Origin of the sequence: Streptomyces sp. TP-A0874 (assembly GCF_001748085.1) — a bacterium.
Classification (GTDB): Bacteria; Actinomycetota; Actinomycetes; order Streptomycetales; family Streptomycetaceae; genus Streptomyces.
In genome coordinates, this window is sequence record NZ_BBZK01000005.1 from 511,606 (window position 1) to 533,641 (window position 22,036).

A 22,036-nucleotide genomic window follows, 5' to 3' on the forward strand; every position below is an offset into this window, starting at 1 on the left:
GCGCCGAAAAGAGGAAGGGTGCGGCCGAGCGGTCGGGGCCCTCAGGCACGCTGGTCGAGCAGTTCCTGGACTCGGGTGCGAACCTGTTCGGTGTCCAGGCCGCGAATGGTCACCGTTGTGCGGCGGCGCAGGACATCGTCGGCGGTGGCGGCCCATTCGTTGTCCCGGGCGAAGACGACCTGAGCCCAGATCTCGGGACCGTCCGGGTGGATCCGTTTTGCCAGCTCCGGGTCCTGTCGGGTCAGACGCATGATGTCGAAGGACAGCGAGCCGTAGTGCGCGGCCAGGTGGTGTGCGGTCTCCGGGGCGAGGGACGGTCCGGTCTCCGCGTCCGACAGCAGCTGGCGTGCGACAGCCTCGGGGTTGGAGAGCCCCGGTAGCGGCATCCGGCTCGGCGCACCGGTCAGTGGACGCACGGTCCAGTCCGGCCGGCGCTCGGAGAGTTCACTGATCTTGCTGATGACCGTGCGGCCGATGTGCCGGTAGGTGGTCCACTTGCCTCCCGCGACCGAGAGCATGCCGCCCGGGCCCTCGGTGACGACCGTCTCCCGCTTCGCCGACTCCACGGTGCCCGGACCGCCCGGCAGTACGCGCAGACCGGCGAAGGCGTACGTGATCAGGTTGCGTGAGAGATGCTCGTCGTGCACCGAGACGGCGGCCTCCTGAAGGATCTGCTCGATGTCGGTGTCCGTGGCGCGAACGTTCGCCGGGTCGTCTTCGTACGCCTCGTCCGTGGTGCCGAGGAGCAGTTGGTCTTCCCAGGGCAGTGCGAAGGTGATGCGGTATCTGTCGATGGGGGTGGCCATGGCGGCCTTCCAGGGGGCCGTGCGTCGCAGCACGAGGTGTACGCCCTTGGAGAGGCGGATGCTGGGGGCGGCCCGATGGTCCTCCATCCGGCGCAGATGATCCACCCACGGACCGGTCGTGTTGAGGACCAACCGGGCGTCGACGCCGAACTCGGCACCGTCCAGACGGTCGCGGAGGTCGGCTCCGGTGACCCGGCCGCGGGTGAAGCGGAGGCCGATGACTTCGGCGTGGTTGAGGACCACGGCGCCGGCGTCCACCGCGGCGCGCACGGTCATCACGGCCAACCGACTGTCGTTCATCTGATGGTCGCCGTACACGGCGACGGCCTTGAGGTTCCTGGTGCGCAGAGCCGGGTTGTCGGCCGCGGCCTTCGACGGGGATATGACCCGTCCGACGCCGTCGCCGAAGGCGGACAGCGCCGAGTAAGCGAAGACACCGGCCCCGAGCTTCGCCGCGCCATGCGGCCCACCCTTGTAAACCGGGAGGTGGAAGGGGAGTGGGCGGACGAGGTGGGGAGCGACGTCCCGGGCGAGGACGCGGCGCTCGCGGTGGTTTTCCGCCACCAGCCGCACCGCGCCGGTCTGAAGGTAGCGCAGGCCCCCGTGGACCAGTTTGGAGGAGGCCGAGGAGGTGGCGCAGGCGAAGTCGCCTGCCTCCACCATCGCCACCCGGAGCCCCGACTGCGCCGCATGCCAGGCCACCGAGGTGCCGAGGATGCCGCCGCCGACGACGAGGAGGTCCCAGGTCGTGCCGGAGAGCCGCTCCCGGCTCTCCGCGCGGTGGAGGGAGTGCGTTCCGGCAGTCGGAAGGCTTCGTGCGGTACTCATCGCTCTTGCGGCTCCTTGTCGTCTGGGTCGTCCTCATTGGGTCCGGCCACCGGTCTGTCCACTCCTGGCCGGCTCTGCTGAACCCAGGTGCCGGTCGGTGAACCGGCCGCCCCTGCGGACCGCTCAGGTCCGCGCACCCGGCACTCGCGTCAAGACGTGGGTGTGTCGGGTGCGGTCCGAACCGCAAGGCGATCGGCCACTCGGTGGCCCTGGGGCTCCCGGTGGCGGCGGCCTGGTCGGGCTGTCCCACCGCCGGAGGACGGGACGAGGAACGCGCCGTGGAGTCCGGTGGGGTGCCGAGGGCCGGGCCTCACCCCGCCGGCCGAGTATTGGGTTAGTCGAAACTGATGACTGTACGGATGCCCTCGCCGCGGCCCATGCGGTCGAAGCCGGTGTTGATATCAGCGAGTGGCGCTCGGTGGGTGATCTGGGAGTCGATGTCCAGGACGCCGTCGAGGTAGAGGTCGACGAACCGTCCGAGCCCGCTGCGCCCCTTCACCCCTCCGAAGTAGCTGCCCTTGATCGTGCGGCCGTAGCGAGCGAGAACCGGTGGGAAGGACAACTGCGCACCACTGGGCTCGACACCGAGCAGCACACAGGTGCCCCAGCCGGCGATGAGGCTGTCGACGGCCTGCCGCATCACCGGCACGATGCCCGTGCACTCGAAAGCGGCGTCGACGCCCCCGCCGGACAACTCGTGGACGGCGCCCACGATGTCGTCCACCGCGGAGGCGTCGACGAAGTCGGTCATCCCCAGACGCTCGGCGAGTGGCCGCTTCGCGGCGACGGTGTCCACACCGATGATCCGCTTCGCTCCGGCGATCCGAGCGCCTTGCACGACGTTGACTCCGACACCGCCGAGCCCGAACACCGCGACACTATCGCCGTTGCGTACGTCTTCGAGTGCGGCGCCCGCACCAGTCGTGGCAGCGCATCCGAGCAGGCAGACGGAGTCCAGTGGGGCGTCCGACCGAATACGGGCGAGGGCGATCTCCGGAAGTACCGTGTACTGCGAAAAGGTCGAGGTGCCCATGAAGTGGTGGACGGTCTGGTCTCCGAGCCGGAAGCGTGAGGTGCCGCCGGGCATGACGCCGCGGTCGCGGGTGTCCTTGATTGTCCAGCAGAGGTTGGTGCGGCCGCTGAGGCACATCCGACAGGAGCCGCATTCCGGCCCGTACAGCGGTATCACATGGTCTCCCGCTCGCAGACCGGTTACTTCGGGACCGACCTCCATCACCCGGCCAGCGCCCTCGTGACCGAGTACGGCCGGGTAAACGCAGGAAGGGTTGCCCCCGTCGAAGGCAGTCGTGTCGGTATGGCAGAGCCCACTCGCGGCGATCTCCACGAGGGCCTCGCCGGGGCCGGGTGGCGCGACCGTAATGGTCTCGATTCGCAGGGGTTCACCAGGGCGGTGCAAGACCGCGGCACGGGAGGAAATCACTGCTTCACCGTATGAGTATCGGTGTGGGGAGTCGAATACAAACCTTCGACCCGCCCCATTGATGTTCCCTATTCGCTGAGCTCGGACAGGGCCGCGGCGGCGACCTCGAAGGCGGAGGACTCGGTGTTGATTACGTCGGCGTGGCTCCCTGGGATTTCCAGGAGGCGAGCGTCGTCCCCAGCCGCCGTCGCCGCCGCGACATAGTGTTCCGTAAAAGCGAAGGGGACCCGTTCGTCGGCGCGGCTGTGGAGACACCTGGTCGGCGTGGAAATCGGTGCGCGCGTTATGGGATCCGCGGCCGTGTAGTGCTCTGGAACGGCCTCGGGAGGCCCTCCGAGGAACTGCTCCACCGCGCCGTCCCCGGTTCCCGCGCGGGCGGCTGCGGCGAGGTGCAGGACGCCGGCGACGGTCACCAGACCGCTGACCGGGACGGTGGGCGATGTCTGCGAGGTGCGGTCAGCCGCGGCGGTGCGCCCCGCGCACCAGGCAGCCAGCTGCCCGCCGGCGGAGTGCCCGAGGATGAACACCCGGTCCGAGTCGAGGGCGTACCGGTCCGCCAACACCGCGCTGTGGTCGACGGCGGCCGCACAGTCCGCCAGGGTGTCGTGCCAGGAGCCCTGCCCCATGCGCCGGTACTCGATATTCCAGGTGTCCCAGCCGCGGTGCGCCAACTCCACGGCTGCGGGGGCGGTCATCGTGAGCGTGCGATGAGGGCGCCAGAATCCACCGTGTACCACGACGACGATGCCTCGGGAACGGCTGCGAGTTCGCCGTAGTTCTCCGACGTGATGCGGCCCGGGGCCATAAAACAGCCGGTGCGTTGAAGAACCAGAGGAAATCATCCGACGATACTAGCCGGTGGCCCCTTGTTTTAAGCCCATACATTCTTTCAATGCCGGGCATTGAAAAACAATCCTTGACTCAATCTGGATTGTCGGCCAGATTCGGCGCAGTTCACAGTGCGATCCAGGCCACTTTTCTGGCCTCTCAGGATTTGTTTCTCACGGCATTCAGGAGGTGTGGGCCATGAGATCTCGGTTGTCAAGGGTTGCGGCGGCCGTCGCAGCGGCTGGCTTGCTGCTGTCCGCCTGCGGCGGTAGCGGCGGTGGGGCGGAGGGCGACACAGTCAAACTGGGCGCGATACTGCCTTTGACCGGATCCTTCGCCACCTATGGCAAGCCGCTCCAGCAGGCGGCGGAACTCGCCGTCGAGCGGGTGAACGCCGCCGGTGGGATCACCGTCGACGGCAAGGCGCACAAAGTGGAGCTTGCGGTCTACGACGACGGGACCGCCTACGCCAAGAACATCCCCCAGGTCTTCTCCCAGGCGGTGCTCCGCGAGCAGGTGCCGTTCCTGATCACCGCCTGGAGTACCTACAACGTGGCTCCGCTGCTGAAGGCGAACCCGGTTCCGACGGTCGATGTGCTTGCCGCGACCTGGCAACCGTCCGTCACCGACCTGGATGACCACATCTTCCTTCTCCGGCCGTTCACCCCGGACATCATCCCCGGTGTACCCGCCTACATGAAGAAGAACTACAAGGCCGACCGCATCGCTTACATAGGGCCGAACGAGCAGTTCGCCGACGGGCAACTCGCCTCGCTCAAGGCCGCGGCGGAAAAGTCCGGCGGCAAGGTGGTGTCTGCGACCCGGTACCCGGCGGACGCGACCGACCTCTCGTCCTTCGTCCGCAAGGCGCTCGCCTCCAGGCCGGAAGCGATCCACGTCGGTGGCTCGACCCAGGCTGTCGCCCCGCTGCTGACCCAACTGCACCAGGCCGGGAACAAGGTTCCGATCTCGATGTACACCGGCATGACCCCGGACCAGGCTCGAGACCTCATTGGGCCGGGCCTCTACAACGAGGTCATGGCTAACGTGCACGAGTTCGAAGGCGTGACCCCGCAGACCAACCCGACCGCCCCCGCCCGGAAGTTCGGTGAGGACTTCCAAGAGCGGTACGACCTCTACGGCATCGACCTCATCCAGTGGTCTTACGACGCGGTATGGATCGCGAAGACCGCCATGGAGAAGGCGAACACCGTCACCGACAGAGAGAAGATCACCGCTGCTCTGCGGGATCTCACGGTGCCCGAGAAGACCGTCACCGGTTGGATCGAGCACGACGGCGGGAAGCTGTTCAACAAGCAGCGGCAGGCCACGTCCCTGTCGGTCGCGCTCTCCTGGGACACCGAGCGGAAGACTTGGGCGCCAGCCTATTACTACACGGCCGGACTGCCGGACCAGGAGGTCGAGCAGGTCGACGTGGCTCCGCCCGCGGCGAGTGGGGACTAGCCATGGGTACCGTCTTCGACGCGGTGACCCTCGGATCGCTGTACGCGCTCCTTGCGGTAGGGCTGTCACTCGTCTACGGCGTCGTCGGGATTCCCCACTTCGCCCAGGCCGGTGTTCTGGCCACGGCGGCGCTGCTGATGGTCTTCCTCGGCACGGCGGGGCTGCCGTTCGTCGCCATGGTGCTGATCGGCATGCTCGCGGCGGGCGTACTGGCGATCCTGATCGAACGCCTCGCCTACACGCCGATCCTGCGGGGCAACCCCACGGCGGTCGCAGGACCGGCGGTGGCACTGGGCATCCTTCTGATACTCGACAGCGCGAACCTGTTGGTATGGGGCGCACAGCGGCGGGTGATCCCCGTACCCTACGGCAGCACCTCCGTCACTCTCCTCGGTGAGCGGATCGCAGTACTGCGCCTCGTGGTCGTGGGGCTCGCGGTGATCGCGATCACGGCCCTCCAACTGTTCCTGCGCCGTACCAGGACGGGGCGCTCCATTGTCGCCGTCTCCCAGGATCAGGTCGCGGCCCGGCTGGTGGGCGTGGGCGTGCGCCGGACGACGACGGCCGCGTTCTTCATCTCCGGACTCCTGGCAGGGGTCGCGGCGCTGGCGTTCGGCACCCTCACCCCGGCCTACCCGTACATGGCCGACACGGTCATTCTCAGCGCCTTCGTAGTGATCATCATCGGAGGTCTGGGCAGTGTTCCGGGGGCGATCGTCGGCGGGTTCCTCGTCGGCATCGCCGAAGTCGCGGGCACCGCTCTGATATCCGGTGCCTACGCGCCTGTTTACGCCTTCGTGGTGTTGCTCGCGGTCCTCATGGTCAAACCGAACGGACTTTTCGGAAGGAAGGTGCGCTCATCATGAGACGCCATCTGCCGTCCGTGGCCACCCTGGCGATCCTTCTGGCACTCGGCCTCTACGGCGGCACCGGAGCTGATCCTTACCTGCTCTCGGTTCTGAGCACGGTGCTGATCTACACCGTGGCTGTCACCGGCCTGAATCTGCTGGCCGGCTTCGGCGGTTACCCCAACCTCTCACAGGCCACGTTCATGGGTGTCGGGGCCTACGCGGCCGCGTTCATCCAGCAGACGTCCGACTGGGGTTTCTGGGGGCTGCTGGCCGTTGGACCCGTCGCGGCGGCCGTGGTGGGCTCCGTACTCGCCATTCCGCTGCTACGGCTGGAGGGGCAGTACTTCGCCATCGCGACCCTGCTGCTGGGCGTGGTGTTCACCACGGTGATGCGCAACGTCGAGTCGCTCGGGGGCGAGACCGGCGTCGGCGGCTTCACCCGGCCGTTCGCCGGCGATACCGCGTGGTTCTTCTTCCTCCTCGCGATCACCGCGGCACTCACCCTGCTCGTAGCGTGGATCGCCCGTCGGCCGCTGGGCCGGCACCTGGACGCCCTGCGGCAGGACCAGAGCCTCAGTGAGAGCCTCGGGATACCCGTCTACCGCAGGAAGTTCGAGGCTTTCGTGATCGGAGCCGGGATGGGCGGCCTGGCTGGCGTCCTGCTCGCGCACAACGCGTTCTTCATCGCACCCGAGCAGTTCAACTTCTTCGAATCCTTCCTGCTGTTCGTCGCGTTGATCGTGGGTGGTACGGGCACAGCGGCGGGTCCACTGCTCGGTGCGGCCTTCCTCGTCGCCCTGCCCGAAGTGTTCCGGTTCGCCCAGGAGGCGCGCTACTTGTTCATGGGCATCGCCTTCGTACTGGTGATGAGGGTGTCCCCGGACGGAATCGTGGGAGCCGTCTCCCGCCTGGTCCGCCGGACACGCGGAGCGGCCAGGCCACCCGCCCACCAGTTGCGGGAACCGGTGCCGGCCGGAGTCGGACGGGAGAGTGAAGATGCTTGAAGCTGACGGACTGCGCAGGCACTTCGGTGGGGTCAAGGCCGTCGACGGGGTGTCCTTCACAGTCGCGGAGAAGGAGATCGTCGGAGTCATCGGACCGAACGGCTCGGGCAAGAGCACCCTGATGTCGTTGCTGATGGGCAACAACAAGGTGGACAGCGGTAGCGTCGGCTTCGCCGGACAGGACGTCACCCGGACTCCGCCGCACCGCCGGGTGCATCTCGGAATGGCCCGGACCTTCCAGGAGACCAGGCTGTTCACCAGCATCGGCGCGACGGCCAACGTCACCCTCGCAGCCACGGAGACCAGCCGGGGAGCGGACGTCGACCGTCTCGCCGCCGACTGCCTGGCCTTCGTCGGGCTGCACGGTGTAGGAGACGCCGCCGTGGCCGACCTCACCCACCTTCAGCAGCGACTGCTCATGATCGCCCTGGCACTCGCGTCCCGGCCGAAGCTCGTGTTGCTCGACGAGCCCGCCGTCGGCACGGCCGGCGACGAACTGTCGCACATGATCGAGGTCATCCGCCGTATCCCCACCGAACGGGACTGCTCAGTGCTGCTGATCGACCACAACATGCGCCTGGTCATGGACGTGTGCCAACGGCTGGTGGTGCTGGACTTCGGCCAGGTCATCGCCTGCGGTGCACCGGCCGAAGTCCGTGACGACCCCCGCGTCGTCGAGGCGTACTTCGGAACGGAGTCGGCATGAACGACAGGAAACCGCCGGCACTCCGTACCAGCGGGCTGAGAGCCGGCTACGGTCAAGGAGACATCCTGCACGGGATCGACATCCTGGCCGAAGCCGGCGCGATCACTGCCGTCGTCGGTCCCAACGGCGCGGGCAAATCGACGTTGATGAAGGTTCTGGCAGGCGTGCACGACGGTCCGGCAGCCGGCAGGGTGGAGATCTTCGGGGTGGATCGGACCGGCGACTCGGCGCGCGGGCGCCTCGCGGCCGGCCTGTCGCTCTGCCCGGAACGCCGCCGGGTGTTCCCGACCATGTCGATCGAAGAGAACCTGCTCATGGGGGGCGTGACGCTGAAACCAGCGGCGGCCCGGCGCCTCGTGGAGAAGAACTACGAACGCGTCCCCTGGCTGGCCGAACGCCGTCGCACGATGGCGGGCAACCTCTCCGGAGGACAGCAGCAGATGTTGGCGATCTGCCGGGCGATCATGACTGACCCGCCTCTGCTCCTCCTCGACGAACCCTCCCTCGGGCTGTCGCCGAAGGTCGTCGACGAGGTCGCCGGCCTGATTCGAACGCTCAATGACGAGGGGCACAGCGTGCTCATCGTCGAGCAGAACGTGGCCCTCGGCCTCCAACTGGCGAGCACTGTCTACGTACTGAGCCAGGGGGTGATCGCCGAGCAGGGTGCGGCGGCCGACCTTGCCGAAGACCAACGGCTGATGGCCGCGTACCTGGGCTGAAAACGAGCCCAGCGACGCCGGAGCGGGTGGTGTCCGCGATCGGACACCACCCGCTCCGACGTCTACCGGGCCGCTTTGAGCAGTGCTTTCACCGTCGTCGAGGCATCGGCGAGCGCATCGATGTCCAGCGCGGTGCCGCGTCGGATCAGCTCGATCGCCGGACGGACGTCCTTGCCGCTGTTCACCGCGGTGATCCCGGTGAGGACGCCGTCGCGGTGGTGCAACACGGAAAACGACAACGCCTCGACATCGCCACGCCAACAGCGGGCATCGTGCGGTGCCGGCTCTCCGGCCACCTGGATGTTCAGGTCGTACTGGTCGGACCAGAACCACGGTACGAACGCCGGCGGCGCGGTCCCACCGAGGACTGCCCGGGCCAGCGCCGAGCCCCGCTCCTTGGCGTTCTGCCAGTGCTCGAAGCGGCGGTGCTCGTCACCGGTGGACACCGCGGCAACGTCCCCCGCCGCCCACACCGACGGGTTCGAGGTGCGGCCCAAGGCGTCGACCTGCACGCCGTCTCCGACGGTGAGACCGGCGTCGACGGCCAGACGCACCTCCGGTGCCATCCCGACCCCGACGACGACGAGTTCGGCCTGGAGCGTCGAACCGTCGGTGAGCACGACGTTCCTGACCCGCCCGTCGCCGGTGAAGGCCCGCACCCCCACACCGGTGCGCACCGTCACGCCACGCTCGCGGTGTGCCTCGGCCAGCCGGGTGGCCACATCGGCTCCCAAGGCCCCGAGCATCGGCAGCGCCCCCGCCTCCACGACGGTGGTGGGACACCCGCGGGCGGAGGCCGCAGCGGCGACCTCGGTGCCGATGAATCCTCCACCGACCACGACCACCGGCCCTCCCCGCTCAAGGTGGTCCCGGATACGAGCGGCGTCTTCGGCTGTCCGCAGGGTGCACACACCGCCCAGATCGGCCCCCGGCACATTGATCGACCTGGGCGAGCCGCCGGTGCACAACAACACCGCGTCGGCACGCAGCCGGTTTCCGTTACCGAGCTCGACGACGCCTTCACGCGGACGCAGAGCGGTGGCGGCGGTGCCGAGCCGCAGCGTCACGTCCCGATCTCGGTAAAACGATTCGGGCCGCAACAGCTCGTCGGCTGAGCGCGGGGTGTCGAGCAGGGCGGCCTTGGAAAGCGGTGGCCGGGCGTAGGGCAGGCGTTCCTCGGCTCCGACTAGGGTGATTTGCCCGCCGTACCCCTGCTCGCGCAGGGAACCGACGGCGCTGACGCCGGCCAGTCCCGCGCCCACCACCACGACGTGCTCGTACCGATCCATATTTTCCCTTTCAAAAATTTACTGAACTTCGACAAAAGAGGATCCAGCTTTTCGGGTGGCAAGTCAATGAGCCCGAAAGGCGCCGGCATTTGAGCGTATAGGTTCTGTCAATACCCTTCTTCTGTTTTTTGAATTCGACTTTCCCGGTCGGTCGCGTCACAGTTTCCACGAGCCTCAAAGGGAATTGCGAAGAGAAAGGGTGAGAGATGAGGTCGATGCTGACCCCGGAGGGCGACGACCCGTGGGCGAAGCCCCCGAAGGCCCCTCTGGCCCGCAAGGAGCTCAAGGTCCTGCAGCGCCGGCGCGACATGCCCGCGCTGCGTTACGTCGTCGGTCATCTCGCCGTCGCCGCGGGGACGGCCGCGCTGATCGCCCTCAGCTGGGGTAGCTGGCTGATGGTGCCGGCCATGTTCGCGCACGGCGTCGTGCTGGTGTTCCTGTTCGCTCCGCTGCACGAATGCACGCACAGCACCGCTTTTCGTACGCGGTGGATGAACTCCGCATTCGCAACGTTCTGCGGACTGGTGCTGATGCGGCCGGCGCTTTACTTCCGATACCGGCACGCGGCACACCACAGTTACACGCAGGACCCGGCCCGCGACCCGGACCAGGTGCCGATGCCCGACGGTCTGGCCGGCTACCTCGGCGAGGTCTTCGGCATGGAGTTCTGGCCGAAGATGATCGGCACGCTCCACCGCGGCGTCACCGGCCGCTTCAACGAGCGGGAGAAGGACTTCCTACCGGTATCGGAGCGCTCTCGGATCATCTGGGAGGCGCGGTGCATGGTGGCTTTCTACATCGCGCTGGCCGCGGCGTCGGTCGTGTTCTCCTTCTGGCCGGGACTGCTGGCTTTCTGGATCGTCCCGCGGCTCATCGCCGAGCCCTCCCTCCGACTGGTCCGGATGGCAGAGCACACCGGTATGGAGGAAAACGCCAACTGGCTCGCCAACACCCGGACCACAGTGAGTAATCCGGTGGTCCGCTTTCTGTACTGGCAGATGCAATACCACGCCGAGCACCACATGGCCCCGTCAGTGCCCTTCTACAACCTGGAGGCGCTGCACCATGCCCTACCCGGAAAGCCGGAGGAGCGGGAGTATGTGATCAGCAAGGGTTACATACGCGCTCACCGTGACATCGTCGCCAATCTCGGCAACGGGGCGGGATCGACGGTTCCCACGTCGACCGCGCTGGCGGCCGCGGCCCGGCGATAGCTTCTCCAAAGACCCGGTCCCGCGGCGGCGTGTCCTCCCCGACCTCACCGCCGCGGGCCGGCCCAGACCAGGGAAAGGAACGCCCGTGTCCGGACAGCTGACACTGGGTGTCGATATCGGCACCACCAACGTCAAGGCCTGCGTTCTAGATACCAGCACCGCCACCATCGTCGCCTCCGCCGCGGCCGAGCACCCGTTGCACCACCCCCGCCCCGGCTGGGCGGAACAGCATCCGGACGAGTACTGGGACGCGGTGAAGGCGTGCATTCGCAGTTGCGTGAGTCAACTGCCGAATGCCGAAGGCATCGCCGCCGTGTCGATCTCGGGCCTCGTGGGAGTGACGCTCGCGGTCGACGATTTCGGCCAGCCACTCCGGCCGGCGATGATCTGGATGGACTCTCGTTCTCATGCCGAATGCGACGAGATCCGGGAGCGCGTCGGCGAAAAACGGGTCAACGCCGTCAACGGAAACCGGGTCGCATCGTGGTTCATCGAGCCGAAACTGCTGTGGATCCGGAACCACGAGCCCGACACTTTCCGGCGGATTCACAAGATCCTTTCACCCACCGGGTACTGCAATCTCAGACTCACCGGCGAGTACACCATCAACCCCGGTGACGCCGGTCTTTTCTACCCTTACGAACACAGGGTGGGGAAGTGGGATCACTCTCTGACCGCCGACCTCGGGCTGGATCCGGCGATCTATCCCACGATCATGGCATCCGAGCACGTCATCGGAGCTGTCACGGCCGAGTCCGCGGCGGAGACCGGGCTTCCCAAGGGCACCGCGGTCGTCGCCGGGGGGACGGACATCAGCGCAGCGGCTCTCGGCGCGGGGGTCACCGAGGCGGGCCAGGCCTACTACTCGATGGGCACCGGCTCCAACCTCGGCATCATCATCCCACGTGAGCAGGAGATACCGGAGTACCGGATCCTCAAGTGGCCGCACGTGATCGATGGACTGACCCTGTTCGACGCTCCCATGGCCTTCACCGGTGCGTCGCTGAAATGGTTCCGCGACAAGTTCGCCGACCCCGAAGTCGTCATGGCGGAACGTATGGGGCGTAACGTCTTCGATCTCGTCACCGAGCAGGCGGGGCGGATCGCGGCCGGTGCCGACGGCCTGCTCTACCTGCCGTACCTCGGAAACTCGCTGGCACCGCGGTGGGACATGAGCGCCTCCGGCGTGTTCTTCGGTGTACAGCCCTTCACCACCCGCGCACACTTCATCCGGGCACTCATCGAGGGTGTTGCCTTCGACCTGTACTCGAATGTTCGGATCGCGGCCGAGGCCGGCGCCGAGTTCGACGAACTCATCCTCAACGGGGGCCCTACGAAAAGCGCGCTGTGGAACCAGATCACTGCCGATATCACCGGTCGGCGGCTGGTCCTCACGGATGTGGACGAGGCGGCCCCACTCGGCGACGCCATCATCGCCGCGACCGGGGCCGGTCTCTACCGGGACATGCGTGAGCCGGTGAAGGATCTCGCTCCGACCAAGCACGTGATCGAGCCGGATCAGGACCGGCATGCCATGTACGGAGAGTTCTTCGAGGCCTGGAACCAGATCTACCTGGACCTCGAGGGCAGCATGAGCCGCCACAGGCAACTGGTGTCCCGATACAGCCGCCCCGGCCCGACCGAGATGGTGGGTGCGGGCGGAAACAACTGACCGGACTTCGGGCAGGGCCGCCCCGCCGTGAGGCGTGAGGCCGGAGCCACTCCGGGCGGCCCACCGGGCGGAGTTCCCGGAACGCCGGATGTCGCCGGACCGAGGTGGTCCGGTTACGGCCTTCCGCTCCGTGAGCACCTGCGGCGGACACCGCTGCCCGGCGGGGCCAGCTCTGCCCACCGACACCGGTTCGGGCGTCCTGAGCTGCCGACCGTGAGCACGAAAAGGAGAATGACGTGAGTGAGGAAAACGACGTCTGGCGCGCGGTCACCGCTGCCGACGAGGTCGAGGAAGACGATGTCATCTGCGTCGAGGTCTGTGGCCGCACGCTGGCCGTTTTCCACCTGGAAGACGGTAGCTACCACGTGACGGAGGACTGCTGCACTCACCAGGAGGCGTCGCTTTCCGACGGTTACCTGCAGGCCGACACCATTGAATGTCCACGGCACCAGGGAGTGTTCCACATACCGACCGGCAAACCGATGGCACCGCCTGTCGTCGCCCCTCTTCAGACTTATCCGACTAAGGTCGAAAGCGGACAGGTCTGGGCTCGGCTCCCAGACTGAGCATGAGGTGACACCGATGATGGCGAGTGGGGAAGCGGATTTTCAGCGACTCGGAGCGGCGGGTCAGACGCCCGACACCCAGGACGGCAGGCGCGCGACCGGACTTCCGTACGTCAGCTTCAACCAGCTCCGTTCGTTCCATGCCGTGGGGATGGCGGGAAGTGTCACCGGTGCGGCGGCGCTGCTGCACGTCAGTCAGCCCACGGTGACGATCCAGCTCAGGCAGCTCGAGGCGCACTACGGCATTGAGCTGGTGAGGCGTACCCCCCGCGGCATGGTGCTGTCCCCGCTCGGCGAGGAGCTCTTCGAGCTGACCAGGCAGGTCTTCGGTCTGCACGGTCAGATCGTCGAACTCCTCGGTTCCTCGGCGACCAACGTGCAAGGCGAGCTGAGGGTCGGAGGGGTGGCACCCTACTACGTCATGCGGGTACTCGCGGCCTTCACCAAGGCCTACCCCGCGGTGACCGTCTCACTGCAGCTGGCGAACTCGGCCACGGTCATCGAGCAGCTCGTGGAACAGCGGATCGACGTCGGCATCGTCGGACAGGCGACGCTCGACACCCAGCTGATGGCGCTGCCTTCCAGCAAACAGCGGATCGTGCTGTTCTGCCGGGACGACCATCCGTGGAATGGCCGGGAGGGGATCGAGCTCGGCGAACTGGCGGACGAGCCGCTGGTCCTGCGTGAGCGGGGGTCGACCAGCAGGCTGGTGCTCGAACGTGCGCTCGCGGAGCGGGGGATCACCCCTCGGGTGGCGCTGGAGGTGGATCGCGAGGGCATCCGGGAGGCGGTGCTGGCCGGTTTCGGTGTCGGCATCAGCACCGAGGCCGAATACGTCGATGAACCCCGGACCTGGAAGCTGCCCGTTCTCGGCGCCGACATCTTCACCGAGGCCTTCGCCGTATGTCTGCGCAGCCGCCGACATGCTCCGGGAGTGCGTGCCTTCATGGCGACCGCAGAGAAGCTCTTCGATGCGAGCGAGACGTCGAAGGCGACACCGACCGCCTGACCGGGAACTGCTCGGACGGCTGGTCGCAGACCGCTTTCGCCCACCGTCCTCTCCCCCTCTCACACATTGGAGAACCGCATGAACACCGATCGAAGTACGGCGCGCGCTGCGACCGCCCCGACCCCCCACACGGGCGCCGGGCGATGTGGGCCGGGGCCCGAAGCGAATGACTTGGTCGAGCTGCCGCTGCCCGAGGCGCTGGTGGTACGGGACCAGCCGTTGACCATGCGCTGTGTGGAGCAGCCCCGGCGGAAGATCGTCGTCGTGCGGGGTTCGGACAGCGCCGATATGTCCCCCACCGAAGTGGACGAGTTCGCCGACCAACTGGTGTCCTTCGCCGCCCAGATCCGCCGGCTCGCCCGGCTGGCACGCCAGCAGGCGCCGGTCGGCTGACGCGCGTACGGTGCCCCGGGGCGGGGCAGCGCGCCAGGAAAAAGGGATGCAACAAAGGCCCGGGTCCGCGACCTGGGCCTTCACTGTGGAGCGGGTGACGGGAATCGAACCCGCGCTATAAGCTTGGGAAGCTCATGTTCTACCATTAAACTACACCCGCGCGAGAGAGGCCCCGCAGGGCATCTCGACATTCCTCACTCTACCTCATGCTCGGCCCCCGGCGTATCCGCCGTGGGGCTTTTGTGCTGCTCGGAGAGGAGGCTATGTGGCTGCGGCGGCGGGCAGTTGGGCGTACGGTTAGCCGTCCGGAGCGCCGTTTGGAGCACTGTCCGAGCCATCCCCTAATGTGTCGATTGTCGTCCACGAAGGTTGGGGAAGGGACTTGATGGAGCGCACCGTCGTACGTTGTGCCGCAGGACACGTGTTCAGCACGGAGTCGTTCCCGCTGCAGAATCTCGGGCACGACCGGATCGGGCCGGGGCGGCTGTTGCGCTGCCCGCAGTGTGCCCGCCTGCGGCACGCGGTGCCGGTCGCAGGACAGCTGAAGCGGTAAGCCGCGGCAGCGGAGCGGCAGGAGCGGAGCAGCGCGGGATCGCCACCGATGAGCGGGGAGCGCCGTGCGGTGGTTTAGGGAGGCGGTAGTGGGCGCCGGCCGGAGAGATCTCCGACCTCTGCAGGGGGCGCGGAGGCCGTCGGCCGGCGGTCGTTCGTCGCTGGGAGCGGGCGACGGCGGTCCGGTGTGACCCGGATTGGGTCGTGCTCCTGCCGGCCGCGTACGCTCACAGCGTGCTTCTCTCTGACAAGGACATCCGGGCCGAGATCGACTCCGGCCGGGTGCGTATCGACCCTTACGACGCCGAGATGGTGCAGCCATCGAGCATCGATGTGCGGTTGGACCGATACTTCCGGGTGTTCGAGAACCACCGCTACCCGCACATCGACCCGGCCGTCGAGCAGCCGGATCTGACGCGTCTGGTGGAGCCGGAGGGCGACGAGGCGTTCATCCTGCACCCCGGGGAGTTCGTGCTCGCCTCCACCTACGAGGTCATCTCGCTCCCCACCGACCTCGCCTCCCGGCTTGAGGGCAAGTCGAGTCTGGGCCGGCTGGGACTGCTCACCCACTCCACCGCCGGGTTCATCGACCCCGGCTTCTCGGGACATGTGACGCTCGAGCTGTCGAACATGGCGACCCTGCCGATCAAGCTGTGGCCCGGCATGAAGATCGGCCAGCTCTGCCTGTTCCGGATGACCTCGCCCGCCGAGCACGGCTACGGCTCGGCCCGCTACGGCTCCCGCTACCAGGGACAGCGCGGCCCCACGCCCTCCCGTTCGTATCTGAACTTCCACCGCACCACGGTCCGGTCCGAGCCCCGTACCGAGCCGGCTCCCGAGGGCTGACGCGGAACCGGAGGCGCGGTGTCACGCGGCTCGGTGGCCGTGTGGCCGGCTCGCCGAACGACCGCGGCGCGCGATCGGCGGAGGAGCGTCCGGCCCGGTCGCGGTCGCCCGGACCCGGGTCAGAGGGTGCCCAGCTTGATCAGCGCCAGGAGCGCCACCAGTTGGATCGACGAGGCGCTCAGCGCCCGGGCCCACGGCAGGTCGTGGGACTTGCCCACCATCGAGGTGAAGAGCGTTCCTGCCGCGATCCAGGTCACCCAGCCCAGGGTCTGCACCAGGGTGCTGTCGCCGCCCAGGAAGACCGCGAAGAGCAGCCGGGGTGCGTCGGTGAGGGACATGATCAGCATGGAGAGGCCCACCGTCGGCTGCCAGGCCCCGTCCCCGCCCAACTGCCGGGCGAGGGTGTGGGTCACCGCGCCCAGGATCAGGCCGCTGATGACCACGGCGATCCCGGTGCTGATCACCCAGGGAACGCTGTTGCCCAGGGTGGCGTTGAGCACGTCCTCGCGGGCCTCGTCGAAGCCGAAGACGGCCACCAGCCCGTAGAGGAAGGTGACGGTGAGCGCGGCGCCCCACATCGTGTGGTCGCGCATCACCATGAACGTCGGTCCGGGCCGCAGCACGATGCCGCTGAGCAGCCTCTTCCAGTGCAGCCTCGGGGCGACCGGCGCCGTACCGCTCTGACCGGCGCGGTAGGTGCTGCCACCGTGGTACGCGGGCTGACCGTCCTGCTCGGAGCCGGGCCCGTAGCCCTGGTTCAGCTCGTCGACGCTGAACGCCCGGGTGTGCCCCGGGTTGTCGTCGTAGGAGTCCGCCCCGTCGTGGTAGGGGGCCTGGCCGCCGTAGTGCGGCCCGCCGAGGTACTCCGGCTCGCCGCTCCGGCCGCCGCCCCCGCCGTACTGCTGCCACTGCTGGGCCGACGGGGCCGCGGGCTGCTGACCGTATGGCGCCGGGTAGGGCTGCTGCCCCCCGTACGGCGGCTGAGCGTGCGCCGGGTACGGCCCCTGTTGCGGGTACTGGCCCTGCTGCTGTGGGTACGGGCCCTGCTGCTGCGCGGAGCCGGAGTCCCGGCCGCGCCCCATCCTGAATCCAGCCACCATTCGAACGTACCTGGTTGCGCGGGCGCGGGTGCGGGGCCCGGGGGATCCGACGGGGTTTGCTGCCGAGTCGTGACATCGTGTCGGACGACCCGCCGCCGGGCGGCCCCCGGCCGGATGGTCAGCCGGCCATGGGGCGGCCGAACCGGGGTTTGCCCGCGGTGTCGACGCCCGCCGCGGTGGTGGAGAAGTAGACCGACCCGATCCCGTGCAACTCGTTGCCGTCGGACAGCAGGGAGAGCGCGGCGCCGTTGCCGTCGTTCTCCCCGTCCGCGCCGATGGTCAGATCGGCCCGGTTGTCGGCGTTGAGATCGGCGAGGAAGACCTCGGCCCCGAAGCGGTCGCCGGTCTCGTCCGCGCCCGGGATCTGGGGGGTGTCCTGGTGGAAGTACTGGACGTGCCCGGTGTCGAGGCCGTCCGGCGACCCGTAGACGACGGTCACCGAGCCGGTGTCCATGATGTTGGTCCCCAGCGGGTCGCGGATGTCCTCGCCCGGGGCGCCGATCGCCAGGTCCAGCAGGCCGTCGCCGTCGATGTCCCCGAGCGTCACCGACCAGCCGAAGGCGTCACCGGTCTCGCTGCCGCCCGGGATGTCCCCGGACTCCTGGTCGATGTGCTCGACCGCGCCGCTCGGGCCGCTCGCGGAGCCGCGGACCAGGCTGACCCGGCCGCCCTTGGTGGCGTCGGCGGCGGCACCCTCCGCGCCCGGTTCCAGGGGCGCGCCGACGACGAGGTCTCCGTAGGAGTCCCCGTCCACGTCGCCGATGGCGCTCACCAGACCGCCGGGCAGTGTCCGGACCGCCGAGCCGTCCGGGCCGTCTGGGGAGCCCGGCAGGTAGTACGCGGCACCGGGGTGCTTGCCGCCGGAGGCCGTGGCCCCGAGCCCGTGCACGATCAGTTCGGCGCGCCCGTCGGCGGTCATGTCCCCGGCGGTGAGGGCCTGGACGCCGTGCTCGCCGCCGGCGAGCACTGGGGTGGGGACGGCCTGCCGGGCCGCCGGGGCGCCGGAGGCGGGGGAGATGGGGCCCTGGAAGATCCGGACGGTGGCCGAGGAGTCGCCGGTGGCCAGGCTGGTGTGGCCGGTGCCGTGGAAGTCCCCGGCGGCCAGCGCGGCGCCGAACCGGTCGTGCGAGGTGGAGGCGGGCTCCGGCAGGGTGGTGCCGGCGGGCAGGCCGTCGGGGGCGCCGGCGGCCAGCCCGTGTGCGGAGCCCCAGAGGATCTGGACCAGGCCGGCGTCGTCGTCCCCGGTGACGTCCTCCCCCGGGGTGCCGACGGCCAGGTCGGTGTAGCCGTCGCCGTTGAAGTCCCCCGCGGCGGTCGCGGCCCCGAACAGGTCGCCCGCCTCCGCCGCCCCCGGGACGCCGGGGGAGTTCTGGCTGATGACGACCCTGCGGGACGGATCCTCGCTCAGGCTCTGGTGCCGGGCGCCGTACAGGACGACGACCGCTCCGGCCTCCTTCGCGCCGTCGACGGTGGCGTACGGCGCGGAGATGACGACGTCCCGGACGGAGTCGCCGTTGAAGTCGCCCTCGATACCGGCCGGGGCGGCGGACGCCGGCTCGCCGGCGGTGGTGAGCAGCCCGCCGACGAGGGCGGCACCGGCAATCGCGGCGAGGAGGGCGGTGCGTAGACGTCTGGGCATGGGGCCTCTCCTGCTCTCCTGGGGCCTGCTGACCGCGGTCGGTGACTCGCCGCTGACGGGGTGCTGCACGTGGAGCCTTTCCGGACGGTACCCCCGTGACGCCCGGCCGGGGGCCGGTTTCCCGGCTCCGGTCCCGGGCTGGCGCGGAACCGGCGGTGCCGTACGGGGAGACGGGCGGCTCTGCCGGGCTCCGCTGCCCCCGCGGCCTCGGCGGGCGGTGCCGGGCCGTCCGCGGCTGCGGCGACGTCAACTCCGGGGCCTTCCAAGGTGGCTGGAGTGTCAGTGCGGAGTGCGAGACTGCTCCGCGGTCAGGGGGAGGTGCTTCCGCGGGGGGATGCGCCTCCCCTGAGACAGCGATTCCGCACCGCCGACGGGTCTTCCGTCGGCGGCTGCGTGCCGCCGGTATCCGCTGTCGCGGAGCTCGGCCCGGGGCGGGAGACGGCGGACGGCCGGGACCGTTCGGTCCCGGCCGTCCGCTGGGTGTCGCTACCCGCCGTGGGTGTCCGCGGTGTGTGTCAGACCGGCTCCGGCTCGGTCGCGCCCACCGCGGCGTCGCCGCTGTCACCGTCGCCCGTGTCGGACTTCACGGACTCCAGCAGCAGTTGCGCGACGTCGACGACCTGGAGCGACTCCTTGGCCTGGCCGCCGCCGTCGGCCTTCTTGCCGTTGACCGAGTCGGTCAGCATGACCAGGCAGAACGGGCAGGCGGTGGAGATGATGTCCGGGTTGAGGGAGAGGGCCTCGTCGACGCGGTCGTCGTTGACCCGCTTGCCGATCCGCTCCTCCATCCACATCCGGGCGCCGCCCGCGCCGCAGCAGAAGCCGCGCTCCTTGTGGCGGTGCATCTCCTCGTTGCGCAGGCCCGGCACCTTGGCGATGATCTCGCGCGGCGGTGTGTACACCTTGTTGTGCCGGCCGAGGTAGCAGGGGTCGTGGTAGGTGATCAGACCCTCGACGGGGGTCACCGGCACCAGCCGGCCCTCGTCCACCAGGTGCTGGAGCAACTGGGTGTGGTGGATCACCTCGAACTCGCCGCCGAGCTGCGGGTACTCGTTGGCGATGGTGTTGAAGCAGTGCGGGCAGGTGGCGACGATCCGCTTCTTGGACTTCTCGACGAGGACGCCCTCCTCGGCGTCCTCGCCGAACGCCGCGTTCAGCATCTCGACGTTCTGCTGACCGAGCTGCTGGAAGAGGAACTCGTTGCCCAGACGGCGGGCGGAGTCCCCGGTGCAGGCCTCGTCGCCGCCCATGATCGCGAACTTCACGCCGGCGATGTGCAGGAGTTCGGCGAAGGCCTTGGTGGTCTTCTTGGCCCGGTCCTCGAGGGCTCCGGCGCAACCCACCCAGTAGAGGTAGTCGACCTCGCTGAGGTCCTCGACGTCCTTGCCCACCACCGGGACCTCGAAGTCGACCTCCTTGGTCCAGGCGAGCCGCTGCTTCTTGGCCAGGCCCCAGGGGTTGCCCTTGCGTTCCAGGTTCTTGAGCATCGTCCCGGCCTCGCTGGGGAAGGACGACTCGATCATCACCTGGTAGCGCCGCATGTCGATGATGTGGTCGATGTGCTCGATGTCGACGGGGCACTGCTCGACGCAGGCGCCGCAGGTGGTGCAGGACCAGAGCACGTCGGGGTCGATGACGCCGCCCGCGGTGAAGCCGCCGTCCGATACGGCCAGGGCGGTTCCGACCAGCGGTCGCTCCGCCTCGGCGAGCGCGGCCGCCGGTACGCCGGCCAACTGCTCGGCGCTGGCCTTCTCCTCACCCGACTCGTCCTTGCCGCCGCCGGCGAGCAGATAGGGCGCCTTGGCGTGGGCGTGGTCCCGCAGGGACATGATCAGCAGCTTGGGGGAGAGCGGCTTGCCGGTGTTCCAGGCCGGGCACTGGGACTGGCAGCGGCCGCACTCGGTGCAGGTGGAGAAGTCCAGCAGGCCCTTCCAGGAGAAGTGCTCCACCTGGGAGACGCCGAACTGGTCGTCCTCCCCGGGGTCCTCGAAGTCGATCGGCCGGCCGTTGCTGGTCATCGGCTGGAGGGCGCCCAGGGCGACCTCGCCGTCGGCATTCCGCTTGAACCAGATGTTGGGGAAGCCGAGGAAGCGGTGCCAGGCCACGCCCATGTTGGTGTTGAGCGCCACCACGATCATCCAGATCAGCGACACGCCGATCTTGATCATCGCGAACAGGTAGACGAGGTTCTGCAGGGTGCCGGTGCTCAGCCCGTCGAAGGCGGTCACCAGCGGGTAGGAGACGAAGTGCGCGGCTCCGTAACCGGAGACGTGCTGGACGGCGCCCTCCAGCCCGCGGAGGACCAGGATCGCGGCGCCGATGGTGAGGATGACGTACTCGACGAAGTACGCCTGCCACGCCTTCGAGCCGGTGAACCGGGACTTCCGACCGGCCCGGGAGGGCAGGTTCAGCAGCCGGATGGCGATCAGCACCAGGATGCCCAGGACGGTCATCAGGCCGATGAACTCGACGTACATCTGGAAGGGCAGCCAGCCGCCGATGATCGGGAGCGTCCAGTCGGCCTTGAAGAGCTGGCCGTAGGCCGTGGCGAGGGTCGGCGGCAGGGTGAGGAAGCCGATCGCGACGAACCAGTGCGCGACGCCGACGATCCCCCAGCGGTTCATCCGGGTGTGGCCGAGGAACTCTCTGGCCAGGGTGGCGGTGCGCTGCCCGGGGTGGTCGGTCCTGCTGCCCGCCGGCACCGGTTGTCCCAACCGGAAGTGCCGGTAGAGCTGTGTGACGGCGCGGGCGATGAGCGCAACGCCGACCGCCGTGAGGACCAGCGACACGATGATCGCGGCGAGTTGCATAACGGCTCCTCGTACCTGCCAGAGCGGGGGATTACTAAGCAGTAACTTACTTATTCCCCCCGAGGTTACCCAGGTTTCGGGCGTCCATGAAGTCGCGAGGGGTGTGACCGAGGTAACCAGAGAGCCGCCGCGGGGAATCGGCGGGGCCCGGTCCGCCACCCGTTCGGTGCAGCCGCCCGGTGCTTCCGTGCGGGTCGGGTGCCGCGACTGGCCGGCCGCTCGGGGCGCTGACAATAAGAACCGCATAAGAGTTGAGCGTGGTCGGCTCACGTCAATTGACAGCGGGGTTCCGGGTCGGG

18 protein-coding genes and 1 tRNA gene are annotated in these 22,036 nt (G+C 68.5%); 11 read left to right on the top strand and 8 right to left on the bottom strand.

The features are described from left to right. Positions 1 to 41: 41 nt before the first annotated feature. The 3 genes from BGP73_RS09830 to BGP73_RS09840 form a co-directional block, all read right to left on the bottom strand. On the bottom strand, positions 42 to 1,634 hold the full coding sequence (locus tag BGP73_RS09830; RefSeq protein WP_069813787.1) for a glycerol-3-phosphate dehydrogenase/oxidase: 1,593 nt from the start codon (positions 1,632 to 1,634) through the stop codon (positions 42 to 44). A gap of 334 nt (positions 1,635 to 1,968) precedes the next feature. Beyond that, entirely contained in the window at positions 1,969 to 3,075 is a 1,107-nt protein-coding gene (locus BGP73_RS09835) for a zinc-binding dehydrogenase (RefSeq protein ID WP_212732795.1), read from the bottom strand. Positions 3,076 to 3,143: 68 nt separating this feature from the next. Then, a complete protein-coding gene (locus tag BGP73_RS09840) occupies positions 3,144 to 3,917 on the bottom strand; it encodes an alpha/beta hydrolase family protein (protein ID WP_069813789.1) in 774 nt (257 codons plus the stop codon). Between the two features lie 184 nt (positions 3,918 to 4,101). Between BGP73_RS09840 and BGP73_RS09845 the strand changes: the two genes are divergently transcribed. The 5 genes from BGP73_RS09845 to BGP73_RS09865 are packed head-to-tail and all read left to right on the top strand — an operon-like array spanning position 4,102 to position 8,647. Further along, positions 4,102 to 5,367, top strand: a complete 1,266-nt coding sequence (locus tag BGP73_RS09845; protein ID WP_079127387.1) for an ABC transporter substrate-binding protein — start codon at positions 4,102 to 4,104, stop codon at positions 5,365 to 5,367. Positions 5,368 to 5,369: 2 nt separating this feature from the next. After that, the gene (locus BGP73_RS09850; protein WP_069813793.1) at positions 5,370 to 6,233 is read left to right on the top strand and encodes a branched-chain amino acid ABC transporter permease; all 864 of its coding nucleotides are present in this window, start codon (positions 5,370 to 5,372) and stop codon (positions 6,231 to 6,233) included. Further along, a complete protein-coding gene (locus BGP73_RS09855) occupies positions 6,230 to 7,222 on the top strand; it encodes a branched-chain amino acid ABC transporter permease (protein WP_069813795.1) in 993 nt (330 codons plus the stop codon). The genes BGP73_RS09850 and BGP73_RS09855 overlap by 4 nt, the downstream gene beginning before the upstream one ends. Next, positions 7,215 to 7,928, top strand: coding sequence for an ABC transporter ATP-binding protein (locus BGP73_RS09860; protein ID WP_069814006.1), 714 nt, complete (start codon positions 7,215 to 7,217; stop codon positions 7,926 to 7,928). The genes BGP73_RS09855 and BGP73_RS09860 overlap by 8 nt, the downstream gene beginning before the upstream one ends. Then, the gene (locus tag BGP73_RS09865) at positions 7,925 to 8,647 is read left to right on the top strand and encodes an ABC transporter ATP-binding protein (protein ID WP_069813797.1); all 723 of its coding nucleotides are present in this window, start codon (positions 7,925 to 7,927) and stop codon (positions 8,645 to 8,647) included. The genes BGP73_RS09860 and BGP73_RS09865 overlap by 4 nt, the downstream gene beginning before the upstream one ends. A 62-nt stretch (positions 8,648 to 8,709) precedes the next feature. On the opposite strand, the gene BGP73_RS09870 is transcribed toward BGP73_RS09865, so the two are convergent. Further along, positions 8,710 to 9,936 (bottom strand): NAD(P)/FAD-dependent oxidoreductase, encoded by a 1,227-nt coding sequence (locus tag BGP73_RS09870; RefSeq protein WP_069813799.1) that lies wholly within the window; start codon positions 9,934 to 9,936, stop codon positions 8,710 to 8,712. A gap of 206 nt (positions 9,937 to 10,142) precedes the next feature. On the opposite strand from BGP73_RS09870, the gene BGP73_RS09875 reads away from it, so the two are divergent. From BGP73_RS09875 to BGP73_RS09895, 5 genes are all read left to right on the top strand, one after another. Next, complete coding sequence (locus BGP73_RS09875) at positions 10,143 to 11,150, top strand: fatty acid desaturase (RefSeq protein WP_069813801.1); 1,008 nt, start codon at positions 10,143 to 10,145, stop codon at positions 11,148 to 11,150. Between the two features lie 85 nt (positions 11,151 to 11,235). Next, positions 11,236 to 12,822 carry a xylulokinase gene (locus BGP73_RS09880; RefSeq protein ID WP_069813803.1) on the top strand — a complete coding sequence of 529 codons (1,587 nt, stop codon included), beginning with the start codon at positions 11,236 to 11,238 and terminating at the stop codon, positions 12,820 to 12,822. A 236-nt stretch (positions 12,823 to 13,058) separates the two neighbouring features. After that, a complete protein-coding gene (locus tag BGP73_RS09885; RefSeq protein WP_069813805.1) occupies positions 13,059 to 13,388 on the top strand; it encodes a non-heme iron oxygenase ferredoxin subunit in 330 nt (109 codons plus the stop codon). A gap of 19 nt (positions 13,389 to 13,407) precedes the next feature. Further along, entirely contained in the window at positions 13,408 to 14,397 is a 990-nt protein-coding gene (locus BGP73_RS09890; protein ID WP_280138143.1) for a LysR substrate-binding domain-containing protein, read from the top strand. Between the two features lie 171 nt (positions 14,398 to 14,568). Next, entirely contained in the window at positions 14,569 to 14,790 is a 222-nt protein-coding gene (locus tag BGP73_RS09895) for a DUF6907 domain-containing protein (protein WP_069813807.1), read from the top strand. A gap of 86 nt (positions 14,791 to 14,876) precedes the next feature. Here BGP73_RS09895 and BGP73_RS09900 read toward each other — a convergent pair. Then, a tRNA-Gly gene (locus BGP73_RS09900) sits at positions 14,877 to 14,950 on the bottom strand. Between the two features lie 626 nt (positions 14,951 to 15,576). Between BGP73_RS09900 and dcd the strand changes: the two genes are divergently transcribed. Continuing rightward, a complete protein-coding gene (gene dcd / locus BGP73_RS09905) occupies positions 15,577 to 16,188 on the top strand; it encodes a dCTP deaminase (protein WP_069814008.1) in 612 nt (203 codons plus the stop codon). A 119-nt stretch (positions 16,189 to 16,307) separates the two neighbouring features. Here dcd and BGP73_RS09910 read toward each other — a convergent pair whose 3' ends face one another. From BGP73_RS09910 to BGP73_RS09920, 3 genes are all read right to left on the bottom strand, one after another. Beyond that, positions 16,308 to 17,288 (bottom strand): Yip1 family protein, encoded by a 981-nt coding sequence (locus BGP73_RS09910; protein WP_244501146.1) that lies wholly within the window; start codon positions 17,286 to 17,288, stop codon positions 16,308 to 16,310. A gap of 118 nt (positions 17,289 to 17,406) precedes the next feature. Continuing rightward, on the bottom strand, positions 17,407 to 18,927 hold the full coding sequence (locus tag BGP73_RS09915) for an FG-GAP repeat protein (RefSeq protein WP_069813816.1): 1,521 nt from the start codon (positions 18,925 to 18,927) through the stop codon (positions 17,407 to 17,409). A 515-nt stretch (positions 18,928 to 19,442) separates the two neighbouring features. Then, positions 19,443 to 21,737 (bottom strand): (Fe-S)-binding protein, encoded by a 2,295-nt coding sequence (locus BGP73_RS09920; RefSeq protein ID WP_069813818.1) that lies wholly within the window; start codon positions 21,735 to 21,737, stop codon positions 19,443 to 19,445. Between the last annotated feature and the right edge of the window lie 299 nt (positions 21,738 to 22,036).